Raw genomic sequence first — 15,778 nt, 5'->3', positions numbered from 1 at the left:
GATGAATTCGTCATAAGTGAGCCGCGGCGGCTACCATGGTCGGACGACCGACAGGGACAGGAGCGCGCATGACCGATCAGACCGGTGCGGAGCCCAACCGCTTGCAGCGCCGCAAAGCCCGTACCCGCGCCGCCCTCGTGACGGCGGCGCAGTCGTTCATCGCGAACGGAAGACTGAACGCGCCGATCCTGGAGATCACCCAAGCCGCCGACGTGGGCATGGGGTCGTTCTACAACCACTTCCAGAGCCGGGAAGAGCTGTTCCATGCGGCAGTCGAGGAGGCGCTCGACCAGCACGGCGCCGTCCTCGACATCCTGACCGAAGGCATCGATGACCCGGCCGAAGTTTTCGCGCAGAGTTTCCGGTTGACCGGACGCATGCACCGGAAGAACCCGACCCTCAGCAAGGTGCTGCTGAACAACGGACTCGCCCTCACCGCCTCCGAGAAAGGGCTCGCACCGCGCGCTCGTCGCGATATCGAGGCCGCGGCCCGCGCAGGCCGATTCCAGACGAGCGACGCGGAATTGGCCATGACGATAGTGGCCGGTGCCGCCCTGTGCCTGGGCCAGTTGCTGCACGATCAGCCCGAGCGCGACGACGCGGCCGCCACCGATCAGGTCACCCAGGACCTGCTGCGGATGTTCGGCGTCCCCGCCGACGAGGCGCGCGAGATCTGCTCGCTTCCCCTGCTGTCCCTCGACGCGCTGCCGCGGCGCGACGACGCCGCCTGACCGCGCGGGCGTTCAGCAGTCAGACAGTCGTGCTACCTGCGCCACTCCGGGTGAACTCTTTTTCCAGTTCAGCGCCCTCGATGTCGAGATCCGGAACGTAACGACCGAACCAGCGCGGGTGGTACCGGGCCTGAAACGGGTCGACCACCGGGGCCAGCTCTCGTATACCGGCCATTGCCCTCCTGTGGCCGCGCCATCCTGCCGTTTTGACCACGTCAACGGCGAGAAGGTACCGTTTTCGAGGCGTCTGTACGTCGGAAGCCGTGACGGGGCCTTAGCTCAATTGGCAGAGCACTGCCTTTGCAAGGCAGGGGTTAGGGGTTCGATTCCCCTAGGCTCCACACAATCGAAGGCGGGTGCTCATGAGAGCACTCGCCTTCTTGTTTCCCGCCCTCCCCGTACGCGGGCCGACCGTCGCCGCCTCGTCGACGTGTTCCGGAATCGGCACCCCTCTGCGATGCTCCGGATAGCGAGTCAGCGGAGGACGGGCGGACCGTCGGTCCGCACCGATGAGTTCGTCGGCCTCGTGCCGTCTGCACTGATATGACTACACCCACGATCGGCAGTTTGTTGTTGTCCAGCACCGACCCGGTCCGCCTGCGTGACTGGTATGCGGCGGCGTTCGACCTGAAGGTGGACCGCACGCCGGGCGAGCCTGGCTACGATGTCCTGGACTTCGGCGGTTTCTATGTTCTGATCGACAGCCGCGACGACATCGGGCCCACGAACCCCGAGCCGGGCCGCCTGATCCTGAACGTCGACGTGGACGATGCGCGGGCGATAGCCGGGCGGATCGACGACCTCGGAGGGCGGTGGCTGGCCGAGCTCGATGATCGCGACGGCAGCCTGTTCGCCACCGCGATAGACCCTGATGGGAACTACGTCCAACTTATCCAGCTGAGCCCGCAGCATCGGGCCGAGATGACCGAGAGGGGCTAGTGATGCTTGCCGACAGCAGCGCGTTCAGCGGGTTTTCGGTGAACGATATCGAGGCGGCCAAGACCTTCTACACCGATACATTGGGGATACGGGTCTCCGAGGAGAACGGGATGCTCCAGCTGCACCTCGGCGGCGGGGGCACGGTGCTGGTGTACCCGAAACCCGATCACAGTCCCGCGACGTTCACGGTATTGAACTTTCCGGTCCCCGACATCGAGGCTGCCGTCGATGAGCTCACCCGCCGCAATGTCCGTTTCGAGCGCTATGAGTTCGCCGAACAGGACGAGAAAGGCATACACCGCGGAGGTGGTCCCCTGATCGCCTGGTTCACCGACCCCGCGGGCAACGTCTTATCCGTCCTCCAGCAGTAACCCACCAGACGAAGCGCACGTCCCGCATCCAGCTGCGAAAGATCCTGCCCGGCAGCGGCCGCCGGCGCGGTCACGCTGCCGGCCGCCCCGATCGGCAGCGTGACCGCAGGCGGCGTGCCCCCGCTCACCCGAAGACCTTGCTGCGGATGACCGGGAGCATGTCGCGCGGTCGAACAGCTCGCCGAGCGACTCTGGGTCGATGGGAGCTGGCTGCGCTAGGCGGCGGTGGCGTGCCGGATGACGATGTTGCCGTAGGAGTTGCGTGCGTACACCTGCACGGTTTCCTCGTTGTCCTGCGGCCGGCCGACCGGTTGCATCTGGTTCTGCACGGTGCCGTACTGGGCGTTGACCTCCAGATGTGCCGCACTGCCCGGGCGGATACCTACTTCCAGCTCGCCCATCGATGTCTCCAGCCGGAGCACGCCGCGCGAGGCTTCGCCGATGCGGATGTCGCCTTTCGCGGTTTTCGCGGTCACCGAACCGTGTGGGCGCTCGATGATGATGTCGCCTGCGGAGATCTCCAGGTCGCACTGGCCGAGTTCACCGCTACCCAGCAATCGGCCCACAGCGGCGGTGCCCTTCAGCCGGGAGCCGGTGGGCACCTCGATGGTCACCTCGACCGACGGGTTGCCACCGAAGGGGGTGTACGTGCGCCATCCTTTCGGCGTCTTGACCGTCAGTGTGCCTGCGGCGAAATCGACCTCTGTCTGCTCGGCGGCACGCACGTCACCGGTCTTGGACACATCGGCCGGCCTGACCTCGACGACGGTGTCGGTACGGTCCGAGGCGATGACCGTGACGTTGCCGGACAGCACCTCGACGGTGACGGCGATCGGTTCCGGTGTCTCGAATGCGGGCATGGCTGTACTCCTTCAGCGCGAGTTGGCTTGTGAACCGGACGGCGGGTCAGCGGACCCAGCCGGTGAGCTGCGCTTGCTGTGCCGCTCACATGAATACTGTCGCCAGCCCGGCTGACACCGGCCTGACGCCGACCTGACATGCCATCTGACACGGAGTTCGGTCTGGTCCCAGTGCGATTCGAAAATCGGGGTTGACCCTCACGCTGCGTGAGGCTCCAGGGTGGGTGCATGAGTGACTACTACAACGCGTTCGAGATGAGTCCCGTGCCCGCTCCCGGCCCGGATGCGGTGGCACCGGAGCCGTTCCGTGGCATCTATGGAATGCCCGCGTTCGTGACGATCCCCACGAGCGATTTGGCGGAGTCGGTGGACTTCTGGATTCGTGGGCTCGGGTTCATCGAACTGTTCAGCATTCCCGGCAGGCTCGTCCATTTGCGCCGGTGGGCGTTTCAAGACGTACTGCTCATCGCGGCGGCGAGCGTTCCGGAGCAGACACCAGAGATCAGCTTCAGTTTCGCGTGCGTGCTCGACCAGGTCGATTCCCTTGTCGAGGCTTGTCGTGCCTTGCGCCCGAACTCGGTCGATGGCCCACGGGATACTTCCTGGAACACCCGCGATGTGGCGGTGATCACCCCCGAAAACGCACGGATCGTTCTCACCGCGGCCAAGCCCTTCGATCCGGCAAGTCAGGAGGCACGCGACCTTGAAGCCGTCGGGATCACCCCACCGGGCGTCGGTCGCGGCGACAATGCGGAGCATGCCTGATGCCATTGACGCCGATGGCCTGACCGTCGGTCAGGTCTCGACGCGTCTGGGCGTGACAGTCCGCGCGCTGCACCACTGGGATGAGATCGGTCTGGCGCGACCGTCGCTGCGCACGGCCGCCGGATACCGGCTCTACACCGCTGGTGATCTGGAACGCCTACACCGCATCGTCGTCTACCGCGAGATCGGTCTCGGCCTGGACAGGATTCAGGCCATCTTGGACGACTCGACCGCAGACGTGCCCGGCGCATTGCGCGCGCAGCGCACCCAGGTCGCGGCACGGATCGACCGCCTCCAGCAGCTCAGCGCCGGGCTGGATCGGATGATCGATGCCCACGAGCGCGGCCTGCTGCTCACCGTCGAGCAGCAGGCCGCGATCTTCGGCCCCCAGTGGAACCCGGACCGGCCCGCCCAAGCCCGTCAGCGCTACGGAGACACGACGCAATGGCAGCAGTACGCCGAACGCTCAGCCTCTCGCGGTCCGGAGGAATGGCAGGCCATCGCCGACGCCGTCGCCGGCCTCGAACGCGCACTCGGGGATGCGATGGACGCCGGCGTCACACCTGGTAGCCAAGAAGCGAATCGACTCGTCGAGTGGCACCGCGAAGTTTTCGCTTCGTACTTTCCCCTCACCAGGCAGATGCAGGTCTGTCTCGGCCGCATGTTCGAAGCCGATCCGGGGTTCGCTGCCCATTACGACAGCATCCGCGCCGGCCTTGCCACGTGGTTCCGTCGAATCGTCGACGCCAGCGCCCGCGCCCACGGCATCGACCCCGACACCGCGAGCTGGCAGTAGAGCGCGGGTCCGGAAGCCCGCACCCCGACATGCCCACGGTCTGGTGCTCGCGGCCATGCGGGGGCGGGCATCAGGGTGTGATTCCGGTGCGGGAGAGGAATCCCTAGGTCGGACTCGCTCGTGTGGCCTTATCCGGCCTTCCCACCGATGGAGCCAGCCGCCGCAGCGGTGGTGGTGGGACACTCGAGCGGTGAACGAGAACCTCGGCAGCGAAAACAACGGTGGTACATTCGATTTCGACGATCAACTGCCTCGACTCCCGATCCCGAGGTTGGATGAGACGTGCAAGCGATTCCTCGAGCGATGTGTGCCTTTGCTGACAGCCGAGCAACTGGCTGTCACCGAGACTGCGGTGGAGGAATTCCTCGCACCGGAGAGTCCGGCACGGATGTGGCAGGAGGAGATCGAGCGATTCGATCGGATGCCCGGCGTCCACAGTTGGCTCGATGCATTCTGGGCGTCTCGCCATCTCGGCTATAGAGACAGTATCGCGTTCAACGCGAACTCGTTCTTCTTGTTCACCGACTCCGAGCATGGGCAACTCGAACGTGCCGCCGAACTGATCTCGCGCACCGCCGAATACAAGCTCGAACTCGACGCCGAGCTGGTATCCCCTGTGATGCTGCGCGGCCGGCGACAGTCCATGCATCAGAACAGATACCTATTCGGTACGACCAGGATTCCCGGCATCGAATGCGACTCCGTGCGCTCCGCCTACAACGCCGTGCAGCCGGGGCCCTCGACGGCAAGCCACATAGTCGTCTTTTTCCGTCGACATGCGTTCCGCTTGGAGATCATCGCCGATGACGGAACCGCATATTCTGTCCAGGACGTGATGGCCGGGCTGGACGCGATCAAGGCCACCGATGCGGCTGTGACGCCATCGCCGGGAGCGCTGACGACGACTTCGCGTGTCGCATGGGCGAATGCCCGCCAGGCCCTCATCGAAGATGCGGCAAACGCCGCCGGACTCGAGACGATAGAAACGGCCCTGTTCTGCGTAGCGCTCGAAGATTTCGTGCCCGAGGACGAGCGCGCGGCATGCCGCCAGCTCATGCATGGGGATGGCGGAAACCGTTGGTACGACAAAGCGCTGACATTCATCGTGTTCCCCGATGGCCGCGCGGGCCTCAACATCGAGGAATCCGGTCTGGACGGAACAACCGTGGCCAGCTTCTGCGACGCCGTTTTGGGCGGTTCGACGACGATTTCGGCGGAGAAGACCGGACGAGTTCCCGCGATGTCGCCGATCGAGTTCCGTCTCAACCACCATCTGCAGAAGGAGATCCGGCAAGCCTCGGCGGATTTCGGTAGACAGGTGAATGAGACGGTTACGGAGGTGGTCACGATCGGCGGATTCGGGTCGGACACTGCCAAGCGTCTCGGAGTGTCCCCGGATGCATTGGTACAGATGGCCTTCCAGCTGGCTCATCAACGGTCGAGAGGATTTCTCGGCACCACCTACGAATCCGTTGCTGTACGGCATTACCGCAACGGCCGCACAGAGGCCCTCCGGGCGGTGACCCCCGAGGTTGTTCGCTTTGTAGCGTTGATGGACGATCCGACCGCGACTGCCGGTGCTCGGGCCGAAGCGCTACGTGCCGCGGTGGAGGCGCACGCCGCCAACACCAGAGACTGCCAAGCGGGGCGCGCGCCCGAACGGCACCTGGTGGAGCTACAGCGAATTCAGCGGCAGCGCGGCGATGAAGCGCTCGCGCTTTACGAATCCCCCGGCTGGACAATTCTGCGCGATGATTACCTCAGCACCAGTTCCGTCTCATCGGGCAATATCCGATTCTTCGGTTTCGGCCCGATAAGCACCCGATGCATCGGTATCGGCTACACCTTGCAGCCGCTACGTCTCGATATCCACCTCAGCGCGTTCAAGGAGATAGAACAGCAACTGAAGGGATTCGCGCACGCTATGTCCGTCGCCATCCCAGAGTTGTCCGATCTCCTGGAGACGGCAGTCATCGCGCAGTGACGCAGAATATTGACGAGTAGAATGCCGAAGTAATCACGAAACAGTGCACGAAAGTTATAAAGCCCGGATTCAAGGGCGCTGTGGCGAAGATACTCGACATGCGCTTCTGATCGGTACCCCGATACCTTTCAACAAGACGAGTTACACACCGGGTGAACGAAGGTGAAAGCCTATCTCGACCTTCTGACGAATCGAACAGTATGTGAAATGGTGTTGCTCAGCCTACTGTTCCGTACTGTTCTCAACTCCCAATCTCTGTTGCTGGTCATGCATGTGCGGAGTACGTTGGATCTCTCCTTCGCTGCTGCAGGCCTATTGAGCACCATAGTTTACCTGTGTATGGCCGGAACCGAGCTACGCCGCGGCCCGCAGCTCGACCGTCTGAGCACGCGGCTCACTCTGGTTCGAGCTATCCTGATCAACGGAATGTGCTGGGCTGTAGCGCCATTCACTCCGTTCACAGTGCTGCTGTTGCTCGCAGCACTGGCAGCATGGTTCGAAATACCGGTCATCAACGTCGCAAAACAGGCTATAACCGTCGCCACGACCGACCGTCAGCGGCGTCCAGCGCTGGCGGCGTACGAAATGACCGCGGATGTTTCTGTTCTGGCCGGGCCGCCGCTGGCGGTTGCAGCGATGAGTATCCTGGACACCGATGTGGTGCTTTTGGCGGCACGAATGGTGGTCTTGTGTTGCGGGGTAGTCCTTTTGCTGAGACCCAACCCATCGCCGCCAACCGATACGAGCCGAATACATCGAACAATCCCACGGCGGTCTTGGTTACAGTCCGGATTCGTCGCAGCATGTATCGCGTACGCCGCAGCCGGTGCCATAATAAGCGCAGAGGAAATGTTCGTCATCGCGATGATGAGCGATTTCCACGCCGAGGAAGCAACTGGTCTGATGCTCGCCGTCGGCGCGGCCGGCGCCGTGGTAGGCGGGTACCTATACGGTTCGATCTCCATAACCGTTTCGCCGTATGTACTGCTGGTGGGGCTCGGAACCGGCTTGGTGCCTTGCGCCTTCGCGTCCGGACCAGTTGAGCTGGCGATAGCCGTCTTCGTCGTGGGCATGCTGGCCGGTGCTGTTTTCCCGGCATGTACCGATCACATGAATGCGGCATTTTCCCAGGATGCGCCTGGTGAAGCTCTTGGTTTCCATTTCAGCTTGATGTGGGTAGGGATTGCCATGGGAAGTACTGTGGCGAGCCAGACCGTTCATTTCGCCGGTTCGTCGGTAGGAATACTATCCACGGCTGCACTCGGTATCGGTGCGGGAATCGTGCTGGGCCGAACCGCAGCGCGCGCCCTCGCCGTACGTGGGCAGACCGGTAAAGCGGGTGGAGCGCGCATTGTCACTGCCGCGCGATGGATACTCGATATCGCGCAGGTTGTGTTTTCCCGGAATAGCGATGGCTCGCTCGACATATTCCTCGGTGGAAATAGCACCGCCGAGGAAAAAGAGAAGCTGCTGGTTCTCGAACTTCGCGATGCGGATCGATTCCGGGACGGATCATCAGCGAATTCCAGGGCAAGCGTCCCCGGCCGGTCTGAGGTTCGCGATCTCCGAACACCCTGGACCGGCATCACCACAGAAAAAACAGGATCACCATGGAACCGATCACCGAGTTGATTTCCTGGTCTCGCTGAACCGCTGTGCACTTCCGGCCATCGCCGTAGAAAATCCGATACGCGACCGAGCCAAACCGTCAGAATACAACTACAGATACTCGAGGTCAACCGAGCGTGACAAGTATCCAAACGCGAATTTCAAATTCCGATCCGACCGCGCAAACAACTAGCACCACGTACGAGCGACGCAGTCTCGATCAAGCCATAAATCTATCCGACGCCCATTGCCGGCAACCTCTGACGTCTACGCAGATCGACATAATCGACCGATTTCCGGAGCTCTTCCACGAAGCCCGGAAGTGGTCCCAGTCCAAGTTGGAGGAGGTGTTCATCAGAGCGTTTATGAACCTTGCCGACGAGCCGATACACCAGGACTTTTCCAGGTATATGCTGTCGTATTCCGCCTCGTCCGCAATAACAATGGTGGTAAGCCACTGCGCCCGCGCAGGCAAGCGAGTTGCGTTGATCGAACCGGTTTTCGACAACATCTCGTCTATCTTGCTCCGCGAAAATGTCGAGGTTGTACCGCTATCGGAAAAGGATTGTACGGTCGAGCAACTTCCTGTGGCATTGGCTCGGCTCGAACCTGCGGTGGTATGGCTCGTATCGCCCAACAATCCAACCGGATGGGTGTTGTCCGAACCCGAATTCAGAATACTGGTTCAGTACTGTGTCGACCACCGTTGCACTCTTGTACTGGACGCGTCTTTCAGATTCTTTTCGCCGGCGCCGATCGGTTGGTCGCAGTACGAAATCCTCGAGGATTCGGGCGTCTCGTATATTATGCTCGAGGATACGGGTAAGACATGGTCGAGCAGTGAAATAAAGGTCGGGTTGACGGTGTGTAGTCCGGACATGTACGCAGGTATGTACCGACTGCACGATGATTTGCTGCAGAGCGTCTCTCCGTTCCATTTGCGGGTCCTGACCGAGTTCATCCAGGACAGCGCGAGGAATGGCATCGAGAATAGCATTCTGCCTGCGGTCTCGAAGAACCGGGCTATCCTCCGATCGGTCTTATCCGACGGGAATCTCGAATTCATAACCGAAATGCAATCACCTGTTTCGGTGGATTGGCTGCGCCTACCGGAAGGAAGTGATTGCGAAGTCTTCGTCCACGATGCGATTCGAAACGGAGTCCACATTCTACCCGGGACCAACTTCTTCTGGCATCAGCGGGAACAGGGGCGAAATCTCGTACGCGTTGCCTTGGCTCGGGATCCACAGTTGATGCTGGAGGGTGCGCACTTGCTACGACACACCGAAACAAGACTCGCTGCGCGAGAGATCCAACGATGAGAGCTCGATCGAACCGTAGCCGTGTCTTGGTCACCGGGACGGATTTGATGCCAGCCGATGTCGACTGGCTGCGCCAACAGGATCTCGACGTCGAGGTGTGTCACCGCCACCTGTCCGAAACACAGTTGGCGCGTGCTCTGATGGACAAGGATGCATACATTCTGGGTGGTGTGGAGCGTGCGACATCTGCCGCATTGGCCACCGCCGACGACCTCAAAGTCATTGCATTCATGGGTGTCGGGTATCACGCGTACATCGACACCGGTGCAGCGACCGCGGCGGGAATCGCAGTGACCAACGCGCCCGGAGCCAATGCGCGGGCGGTCGCGGAATTCACGATCGGTCTCATGGTCGATGCCTGGCGCAGGATCACGGATGCGGCCATGGAAACGAAGGCGGGTCGATGGAACAAGACCATAGGACGCAACCTGCATTCGAGGACGCTCGGAATCGTCGGTATGGGTACCATCGGTGCCATCGTCGCCCGGATAGCGGCCAACGGATTCGGCATGCGGGTGGTCTATGTGAGCCGGACAGCCAAACCGGAAGTGGAACGAGATATCGTCGCTCGTCGAGTCGAGCTACCTGAGCTGCTTGCCGAGTCCGACGTAATCAGCCTGCACATTGCATACGGACCGCAGACGGTGCGGATGATCGGCGAAACGCAACTTGCATCCGTCAAACCCGGTGCGATTCTGATCAACACGGCCGAGGCGGAGCTGGTGGATCCGGCATCCCTGCGATCCGCGCTGCTCGATGGTCGTCTCGCTGCCGCCGCTATGGACAGCTACTACATCGTGCCGACGCCATCGCACCGGACCGATCCGCTCGGGCTGATGGCATTGGGCAACGGACGGTTCCTCGTCACCCCGCACGCGGCCGGTGCTACCGAAGAGTCCTTCCGCGGGATACTCGCGGCCAACGTCGATTCCATAAAGAATGTCTTGGAAACCGGAGAAGACCACCGAGTTGTCAACCTTGAATACCGTGACAACGCCCATTGGTTGCCGGTTCGGCAGAGACCTTGACCTCATAATCCATGGCCGTGTTCTACGGCGTTCGAACAAGCGCATGGGTAGGGCAGTTCATCTCGCGCTCCGACTCGGTCACGTATGACCCGCCGGCAGCGAACTCGCGAGCGGCGAGAAGCCGCAGCAAGGAGGCAAAGTTGATCGAGGAACAACAAAACGTGGGCATGAATCCGCTACCAGGTCGGGTACCGCGCTACAGGTTCGACACCGAGATCGAGGGCGAGATCAGAAATCTCCGAAAGCTCGACAATTGGCATGGGCCGTTGGCGTTGATCGCTGACTGGCTGGTCATCGCCGCCGTTGCAATCCTTTGCGAGCAGCTTTCGGGATTGATGTGGTGGGTTTTTTATCTCACCGTCGCTCTGCCTGTCATCGCAACCAGGCAGCGGGGTCTCGGAACTCTGGTTCATGAAGCCGCGCACGGGACGTTGGCCGAGCACCGCGGCTTGAACAGATTTTTGGGAACGTGGTTTTCAGGGTATGTGATACTCCAACCTTTCGATGCGTTCCGGCGCAGCCACATGCGAGATCATCATGGCAGTTTCGGCGATGTGCGCAGAGATCCGGATTTCCGTGCCCATATCGCCGCCGGCGTGTACAAGCCGCAGTCCGGCGCAAGGTTCGTTTGGCGTTACATGTTATTGCCGCTGCTGGGGCTGACGTCGGTGGCTATCGTAAAAGAATTGCAACTGCGCGGTTCCTGGAACAAGGCACGTCCCGGGCTGGCAGTTGTATGCTACTTGGCAATGCTGGGTATACTCTGCTGGGTGAACGGGTACGGCACCCAATTCCTGCTCTATTGGATCGTCCCACTGCTGCTCATATTCCCGATGATCAACTGGTATATGGCGCTGCTGGAACACTTCCCACTCGTCGGACACAACAATGTCGATCTACGAACTACTCGCCATCGCGCGCTGGGGCCGTTCTCCTACCACTTTCTCGGTATACACAATGAGGGATACCACTTGGATCATCACCTCTCGCCCATGATTCCGTATTGGAATCTTCCCAGGGTTCACGAAATTCGATTGCGCGACCCGCTGTTCGCGAGCACTATCGAGCACACCGCACCGAAGTCCAGAACATTTTTATGGCAATTCCGAGATATTGTCCGTGACGTTTCGGAGGGCAAAGCCAGTGCGCGGCTCGGTGAATTCGTCGATATCGAACTCATCGACCGAACAGATCGTCGATCAGGATAGTGCACTTTTGGTCGCATTCGATGACGGTAGCGTCATCGCAGTTTCGGTGCGGCGTTCGTAGCGAGAGCTCGGACGTTGCCGGTCCAGCTCGGCCGCGAAGAATGCCGACCCGGCATGAGGTTCCCCGGACATGCCGGGCCGGCTCATGCAGGCCCGCGCCGCGGCGAAGCTGGCCGAGGTCGACGCGAAGCTCGCCGAGCTGACCGTGGTGCGCGACACCCGCGCGCTGCCCTCGCGGCCGGATGCGGCGACCTGATCGCCTGCAGTGAGAGTCCCTGTTGCCCAGTTCATCGCCACCGGCGACGGCGGCACCGGCCGTGCGGGAGGCGAGTGTGGCTGCTGAGGACAGCCGGACGCCACGCTGGTGGTGCCGATCGGGCTGGGCGCGCTGCTGTGTCGGGTGTTGCTTGGCCACGATCCAGCTCGCCGCCGCAGTTCTCGGCAGCGGGATCGCCCCGGTGAGCCTGTCGTGGCTGGGAACCGCTGGGCACCGCCGGGTGATGAGGTGCTGTGGTCGCGAGCCCGCACCCCGACATGTCCGCGATTTGGTGCTCGCGGCCATGTGGGGTGGGCATCAGGGGGTGATTCCAGTGAGGGAGAGGAATTCTTGGCGGGAGCGGGCGTCTTCACGCAGGGTGCCCAGCAAGGTCGAGGTAACGGTGGTGGCGCCGGTGGCTTGGACGCCGCGCAGGGTCATGCATGTGTGTTCGGCTTCGATGACGACGCCGACGCCTTGTGGTTGCAGGTGTTCGGCGAGCCAGTCGGCGATCTGTTTGGTGAGTCGTTCCTGGACTTGGGGGCGGTGGGAGAAGTGCTCGACGATGCGGGCGAGTTTGGATAGTCCGAGGATGCGGTCGCCGGGCAGATAACCGACGTGGGCGACCCCGACGAACGGCAGCAGGTGGTGTTACATACCGAGCGCAACGGGATGCGGCGGGCGAGGACGAGTTCGTCATAGCCCTCTTCGTTGGGGAAGGTTGTCAGGTCGAACGGCCGTGGGGTGAACAGTTCGGCGTAGGCGCGGGCCATCCGCCCGGGAGTGGCACGCAGATGTTCGTCGTCGAGTCCGATACCGAGCGCGGTGAGGAACTCACCGGCGGCACGTTCGGCGGCAGGCATGTCGATGGTGTGGACCGGTTCATGGACAACGCGTAGCGCGGGGCGTGACACGGGCTAGCTCCCACCGACGCCGAGAGCGGTCAACAGCACCAGCACGACGGTGGCGACAGCGAACACACCGTGCCCACCGACGATCGCGACGGGGAAATGCCGTTCGGCCGGAGAATCCTGCGCTGGGGTGGCACGGTCGCGGTAGACCGGAAGCCACCGTGCCAGCATGGTGAAACCGAGCAAGGCGACCGGCACCAGCAGTGCGAACGCGGTCCAGGCCAGCGCGTCGGTGTCGGCGACCAGATACGCGATCCAGACGACGAGCCCGGCGACGGCGAGCAGGAAATGACCGAACACCACTGGCGGTGGCAAATGGGTGGTAGCCGATTGCCGTGTTCCGCCCTTGGTGATCCACGTGCCCAGCAGGACGAACCCACCGGCGGCTGTCGACAACCAGGTGATCAATGCCGCGATGCCCATGATCTGCTCCTCGGAAGTTCGGATCGAATGGTGCAGTGCCGAAATCCGGCGGCCTGGGTGGTTTCGTCGGCCACGCGGACGCCGTAGCGGTAGGCGAGTTTTCCGCCGAGATAGCCGCAGACTGCCAGCGCCGGGCTCACCGGCTGCTTGCCCTGTTGCGGTTCGCCGCTCATCGCACCTCCACACCGGTCCAATAATACCAAAAATTATTGGCGAAATTACTACGTCAGTCAACCTATCACTCATTCTGGGCAGGGACTGGCATTTTCGCCTACTCTGATATCCGTTATCATGGTCTAGTGACCAACGAAGCGGCGATCGGCGCCGTCGCGGTTCTCGATGACGACTCGCGGCGCGGGATGTACTGGTTCATCCGGCGAGCCCGTCGGCCCGTCACCCGGGACGAAGCCGCGGCCGAGGTCGGGATCTCCCGCAAACTGGCCGCGTTCCATCTGGACAAGCTGGTCGACGCCGGACTGCTGCGCGCTCGGTACGAGGCACCTGGGGGCGTTCGCCGCGTCGGGCGAACCCCGAAGGTCTACGAGCCCACCGACGCCGATGTCCGGGTGAGCATTCCCGATCGCCGCTACGAGGTGCTTGCCGAAATCCTGATGGGTGCCGTGCTGAGCGAGCGCGACGAGGAAACAGCGCGCGAGGCGGCGATGCGGGTAGCGCAGCGACGCGGCGAGGAACTCGGCGGCGCCGAGCGGGAACGAACCAGGCCCGGCCGACTGGGGGTCGAGCGCGCTCTGACCCTGATGCAGGGCATGCTCGCCGAACACGGCTTCGAACCCAGCCGCGAAGCGCCGACCTGCGTGCGACTGCGCAACTGCCCTTTTCACCCGCTGGCGACGACCGCCCCCGAGTTGGTGTGCGGTCTGAACCATGCCTTCTGCTCCGGCATACTGACCGGTCTCGGCACCGACAGCGTGCACGCGGTACTCGCACCACGGGAGGGCGAATGCTGTGTCGAAGTGCGCGCGACAACCTGAACCACCGCCGATCCGCAGTTCGACCGATGCCGCGCCGCTTTCCGCCGACCGCGGGGGCACATCGGAGCGTGGCGGCGTTGACGGTATGTCGCCGAAGAACGGCTCGATGTCGTTGCCGATGTGGGCGTACTACTTGCGTCGAACGGGATCGAAGCCGCCCCACAGCTGTCCGGTGGGGCGGGTCAGCCGGTCGGTCAGGCGGAAGCCTCCGGCGCCACGGCGCGGTGACGGACGCGGTCGCTGTCGTATGACTGGAACTGAACCTGCCAGGCGATGGAGCCGTCGGTGCGGTGCCTGGGGGCGGGGGCGAGCATGTGAAGGTGTTCCCTCAGTCGGAAACACTTCGGAATGCGGATCGAGAACCGTCTATCGGCAACAGGGTGACATGAAATCGATGCCTACCGCGGCGAAACACGGTCTTGACTTGGCGTTCTATGGGTGGGCCTAGGAGGACTTGAACCTCGTCCGCACACCTGTCGTTTTACCAGGTCAGCAAGCTGATCCTTGCGTAACACTGCCGCTCAACTGCCGTTTCACGACGCGTCACTACATTTCACGACAGACCATACCAGTTCTGGTGATGACACGGTCATCACCAGGTGAACGATCGATCCGATGCTCCGGTGATGACAGCGTCATCACTCGGGTCGCGCCATCGGAGGGCAAACCTCCGCGAGTGGTACCGCAACCGTCCGCAACTCCAACCCCGACTTGGCGACGGAAAAGTGAAACAGTTTTCGGTTCCAGTCAGCTTCCGACACCTGCCAGATCGCAACTTCACTGACGTCGTCGTCGCACCGATCGAACATGCAGGCGGGCCGCTGCTCTGTTGCTCGTCGTGGCGATGCCGCCCCGGGCTTGTGTAGGGCTGTATTGCCGGTCACCGCGGCCGCGGCCGTTCTGCTCAGGGCTGCGTCGTGCCCGACGGATCCGGTGCTGTGAGATCACACCGGGTAGGGGTGAGCTGGAAAAATCTGCTTCAATTCCGGGCGCGGCATTGTCTGATCACCACGCCGATGGATGATGTCCACTGCTCGACGCGTTTGCGCCGCCTTGCCGTGGCTATCCGCCCGAGGAGGAGGTCTAAGAGGCACGGCTCTAGCCGCCCCGCTCCGCTAGTGAAAGGGGACGATCCGCGATGACCACGGTTAAGGACATGCTCGACACTTACCCGGCTGACCTCGGCGACGTCGATCGGGACAAGCTCACCACGTGCATCGAGGAGTGCATCACCTGCGCACAGGCGTGTACTGCCTGCGCGGACGCCTGCCTGTCCGAGGGTATGGTCGGCGAACTCACCAAGTGCATCCGCACTGACATGGACTGCGCAGACATCTGCAACACGACCGCGTCCGTCCTGTCCCGTCACACCGGCTACGACGTTAACGTCACTCGGGCGATCTTGAAGGCATGTGCCACGGCCTGCAGCGCCTGCCGCGGCGAATGCTCTGCCCACGCCGAGACTCACGAGCACTGCCGAGTGTGCGCCGAAGCATGCCGCCGCTGCGAACAAGCCTGCAACGACCTCATTCAGGCTCTCGGCTGAACCGCCTCCCCGCCACTGGTCCTTCGGCCCGCTCGGGA

17 protein-coding genes, 1 tRNA gene and 1 pseudogene are annotated in these 15,778 nt (G+C 62.4%); 14 read left to right on the top strand and 5 right to left on the bottom strand.

From position 1 onward, the window contains the following. Positions 1–68: 68 nt before the first annotated feature. A complete protein-coding gene (locus tag M8859_RS12895) occupies positions 69–731 on the top strand; it encodes a TetR/AcrR family transcriptional regulator (protein WP_195069874.1) in 663 nt (220 codons plus the stop codon). Between the two features lie 19 nt (positions 732–750). On the opposite strand, the gene M8859_RS12890 is transcribed toward M8859_RS12895, so the two are convergent. Beyond that, positions 751–906: a hypothetical protein gene (locus M8859_RS12890; protein ID WP_159922216.1), complete on the bottom strand. Its 156-nt coding sequence runs from the start codon at positions 904–906 to the stop codon at positions 751–753. 93 nt (positions 907–999) lie between these two features. On the opposite strand from M8859_RS12890, the gene M8859_RS12885 reads away from it, so the two are divergent. The 3 genes from M8859_RS12885 to M8859_RS12875 all read left to right on the top strand — a co-directional run bounded on the left by M8859_RS12885 (position 1,000) and on the right by M8859_RS12875 (position 2,041). Then, a tRNA-Ala gene (locus tag M8859_RS12885) sits at positions 1,000–1,072 on the top strand. A gap of 202 nt (positions 1,073–1,274) precedes the next feature. Beyond that, positions 1,275–1,670, top strand: a complete 396-nt coding sequence (locus M8859_RS12880) for a VOC family protein (protein WP_159922214.1) — start codon at positions 1,275–1,277, stop codon at positions 1,668–1,670. 2 nt (positions 1,671–1,672) lie between these two features. Then, positions 1,673–2,041 (top strand): VOC family protein, encoded by a 369-nt coding sequence (locus M8859_RS12875; RefSeq protein ID WP_159922212.1) that lies wholly within the window; start codon positions 1,673–1,675, stop codon positions 2,039–2,041. Positions 2,042–2,256: 215 nt separating this feature from the next. On the opposite strand, the gene M8859_RS12870 is transcribed toward M8859_RS12875, so the two are convergent. After that, entirely contained in the window at positions 2,257–2,901 is a 645-nt protein-coding gene (locus tag M8859_RS12870) for a DUF4097 family beta strand repeat-containing protein (RefSeq protein ID WP_195069876.1), read from the bottom strand. 228 nt (positions 2,902–3,129) lie between these two features. On the opposite strand from M8859_RS12870, the gene M8859_RS12865 reads away from it, so the two are divergent. The 8 genes from M8859_RS12865 to M8859_RS36850 all read left to right on the top strand — a co-directional run bounded on the left by M8859_RS12865 (position 3,130) and on the right by M8859_RS36850 (position 11,868). Then, positions 3,130–3,666, top strand: a complete 537-nt coding sequence (locus M8859_RS12865) for a VOC family protein (protein WP_159922208.1) — start codon at positions 3,130–3,132, stop codon at positions 3,664–3,666. Next, positions 3,659–4,462, top strand: coding sequence for a MerR family transcriptional regulator (locus M8859_RS12860; protein ID WP_249644272.1), 804 nt, complete (start codon positions 3,659–3,661; stop codon positions 4,460–4,462). The genes M8859_RS12865 and M8859_RS12860 overlap by 8 nt, the downstream gene beginning before the upstream one ends. Before the next feature lie 190 nt (positions 4,463–4,652). After that, positions 4,653–6,446, top strand: coding sequence for a choline/carnitine O-acyltransferase (locus M8859_RS12855; protein WP_249644271.1), 1,794 nt, complete (start codon positions 4,653–4,655; stop codon positions 6,444–6,446). Between the two features lie 162 nt (positions 6,447–6,608). Then, the gene (locus M8859_RS12850) at positions 6,609–8,078 is read left to right on the top strand and encodes an MFS transporter (protein WP_195069878.1); all 1,470 of its coding nucleotides are present in this window, start codon (positions 6,609–6,611) and stop codon (positions 8,076–8,078) included. A gap of 323 nt (positions 8,079–8,401) precedes the next feature. Then, the gene (locus M8859_RS12845; RefSeq protein ID WP_195069879.1) at positions 8,402–9,376 is read left to right on the top strand and encodes a pyridoxal phosphate-dependent aminotransferase; all 975 of its coding nucleotides are present in this window, start codon (positions 8,402–8,404) and stop codon (positions 9,374–9,376) included. Continuing rightward, complete coding sequence (locus tag M8859_RS12840) at positions 9,373–10,404, top strand: 2-hydroxyacid dehydrogenase (protein WP_283779635.1); 1,032 nt, start codon at positions 9,373–9,375, stop codon at positions 10,402–10,404. Before M8859_RS12845 ends, M8859_RS12840 begins: the two co-directional genes overlap by 4 nt. A gap of 140 nt (positions 10,405–10,544) precedes the next feature. Next, entirely contained in the window at positions 10,545–11,612 is a 1,068-nt protein-coding gene (locus M8859_RS12835) for a fatty acid desaturase family protein (protein WP_249644269.1), read from the top strand. Positions 11,613–11,742: 130 nt separating this feature from the next. Further along, positions 11,743–11,868 carry a hypothetical protein gene (locus M8859_RS36850; protein WP_283779634.1) on the top strand — a complete coding sequence of 42 codons (126 nt, stop codon included), beginning with the start codon at positions 11,743–11,745 and terminating at the stop codon, positions 11,866–11,868. 318 nt (positions 11,869–12,186) lie between these two features. Here M8859_RS36850 and folE read toward each other — a convergent pair. From folE to M8859_RS12820, 3 genes and pseudogenes are all read right to left on the bottom strand, one after another. Further along, positions 12,187–12,731 (bottom strand): annotated as a pseudogene (gene folE, locus M8859_RS12830) (GTP cyclohydrolase I FolE). A 54-nt stretch (positions 12,732–12,785) separates the two neighbouring features. Next, positions 12,786–13,202: a hypothetical protein gene (locus tag M8859_RS12825; RefSeq protein WP_159922202.1), complete on the bottom strand. Its 417-nt coding sequence runs from the start codon at positions 13,200–13,202 to the stop codon at positions 12,786–12,788. Next, positions 13,184–13,375 carry a hypothetical protein gene (locus M8859_RS12820; protein ID WP_159922200.1) on the bottom strand — a complete coding sequence of 64 codons (192 nt, stop codon included), beginning with the start codon at positions 13,373–13,375 and terminating at the stop codon, positions 13,184–13,186. Before M8859_RS12820 ends, M8859_RS12825 begins: the two co-directional genes overlap by 19 nt. Positions 13,376–13,501: 126 nt before the next feature. Between M8859_RS12820 and M8859_RS12815 the strand changes: the two genes are divergently transcribed. Together M8859_RS12815 and M8859_RS12810 are read left to right on the top strand one after the other, a co-directional pair. Next, positions 13,502–14,194, top strand: coding sequence for a helix-turn-helix transcriptional regulator (locus tag M8859_RS12815; protein WP_159922198.1), 693 nt, complete (start codon positions 13,502–13,504; stop codon positions 14,192–14,194). A gap of 1,138 nt (positions 14,195–15,332) precedes the next feature. Next, positions 15,333–15,740, top strand: coding sequence for a four-helix bundle copper-binding protein (locus M8859_RS12810; protein WP_249644268.1), 408 nt, complete (start codon positions 15,333–15,335; stop codon positions 15,738–15,740). The last annotated feature ends 38 nt before the right edge of the window (positions 15,741–15,778 follow it).

It is taken from the genome of Nocardia sputi (assembly GCF_023501985.1).
The sequence above is the reverse complement of the archived record's forward strand: the minus strand, read 5'-3'. Positions and strand labels throughout refer to the sequence as shown.

Coding starts and splice junctions, on each gene's coding strand:
- M8859_RS12895 (WP_195069874.1), top strand. CDS start 69: ATGACCGATCAGACCGGTGCGGAGCCCAACCGCTTGCAGCGCCGCAAA.
- M8859_RS12890 (WP_159922216.1), bottom strand. CDS start 906: ATGGCCGGTATACGAGAGCTGGCCCCGGTGGTCGACCCGTTTCAGGCC.
- M8859_RS12880 (WP_159922214.1), top strand. CDS start 1,275: ATGACTACACCCACGATCGGCAGTTTGTTGTTGTCCAGCACCGACCCG.
- M8859_RS12875 (WP_159922212.1), top strand. CDS start 1,673: ATGCTTGCCGACAGCAGCGCGTTCAGCGGGTTTTCGGTGAACGATATC.
- M8859_RS12870 (WP_195069876.1), bottom strand. CDS start 2,901: ATGCCCGCATTCGAGACACCGGAACCGATCGCCGTCACCGTCGAGGTG.
- M8859_RS12865 (WP_159922208.1), top strand. CDS start 3,130: ATGAGTGACTACTACAACGCGTTCGAGATGAGTCCCGTGCCCGCTCCC.
- M8859_RS12860 (WP_249644272.1), top strand. CDS start 3,659: ATGCCTGATGCCATTGACGCCGATGGCCTGACCGTCGGTCAGGTCTCG.
- M8859_RS12840 (WP_283779635.1), top strand. CDS start 9,373: ATGAGAGCTCGATCGAACCGTAGCCGTGTCTTGGTCACCGGGACGGAT.
- M8859_RS36850 (WP_283779634.1), top strand. CDS start 11,743: ATGCCGGGCCGGCTCATGCAGGCCCGCGCCGCGGCGAAGCTGGCCGAG.
- M8859_RS12825 (WP_159922202.1), bottom strand. CDS start 13,202: ATGGGCATCGCGGCATTGATCACCTGGTTGTCGACAGCCGCCGGTGGG.
- M8859_RS12820 (WP_159922200.1), bottom strand. CDS start 13,375: ATGAGCGGCGAACCGCAACAGGGCAAGCAGCCGGTGAGCCCGGCGCTG.
- M8859_RS12810 (WP_249644268.1), top strand. CDS start 15,333: ATGACCACGGTTAAGGACATGCTCGACACTTACCCGGCTGACCTCGGC.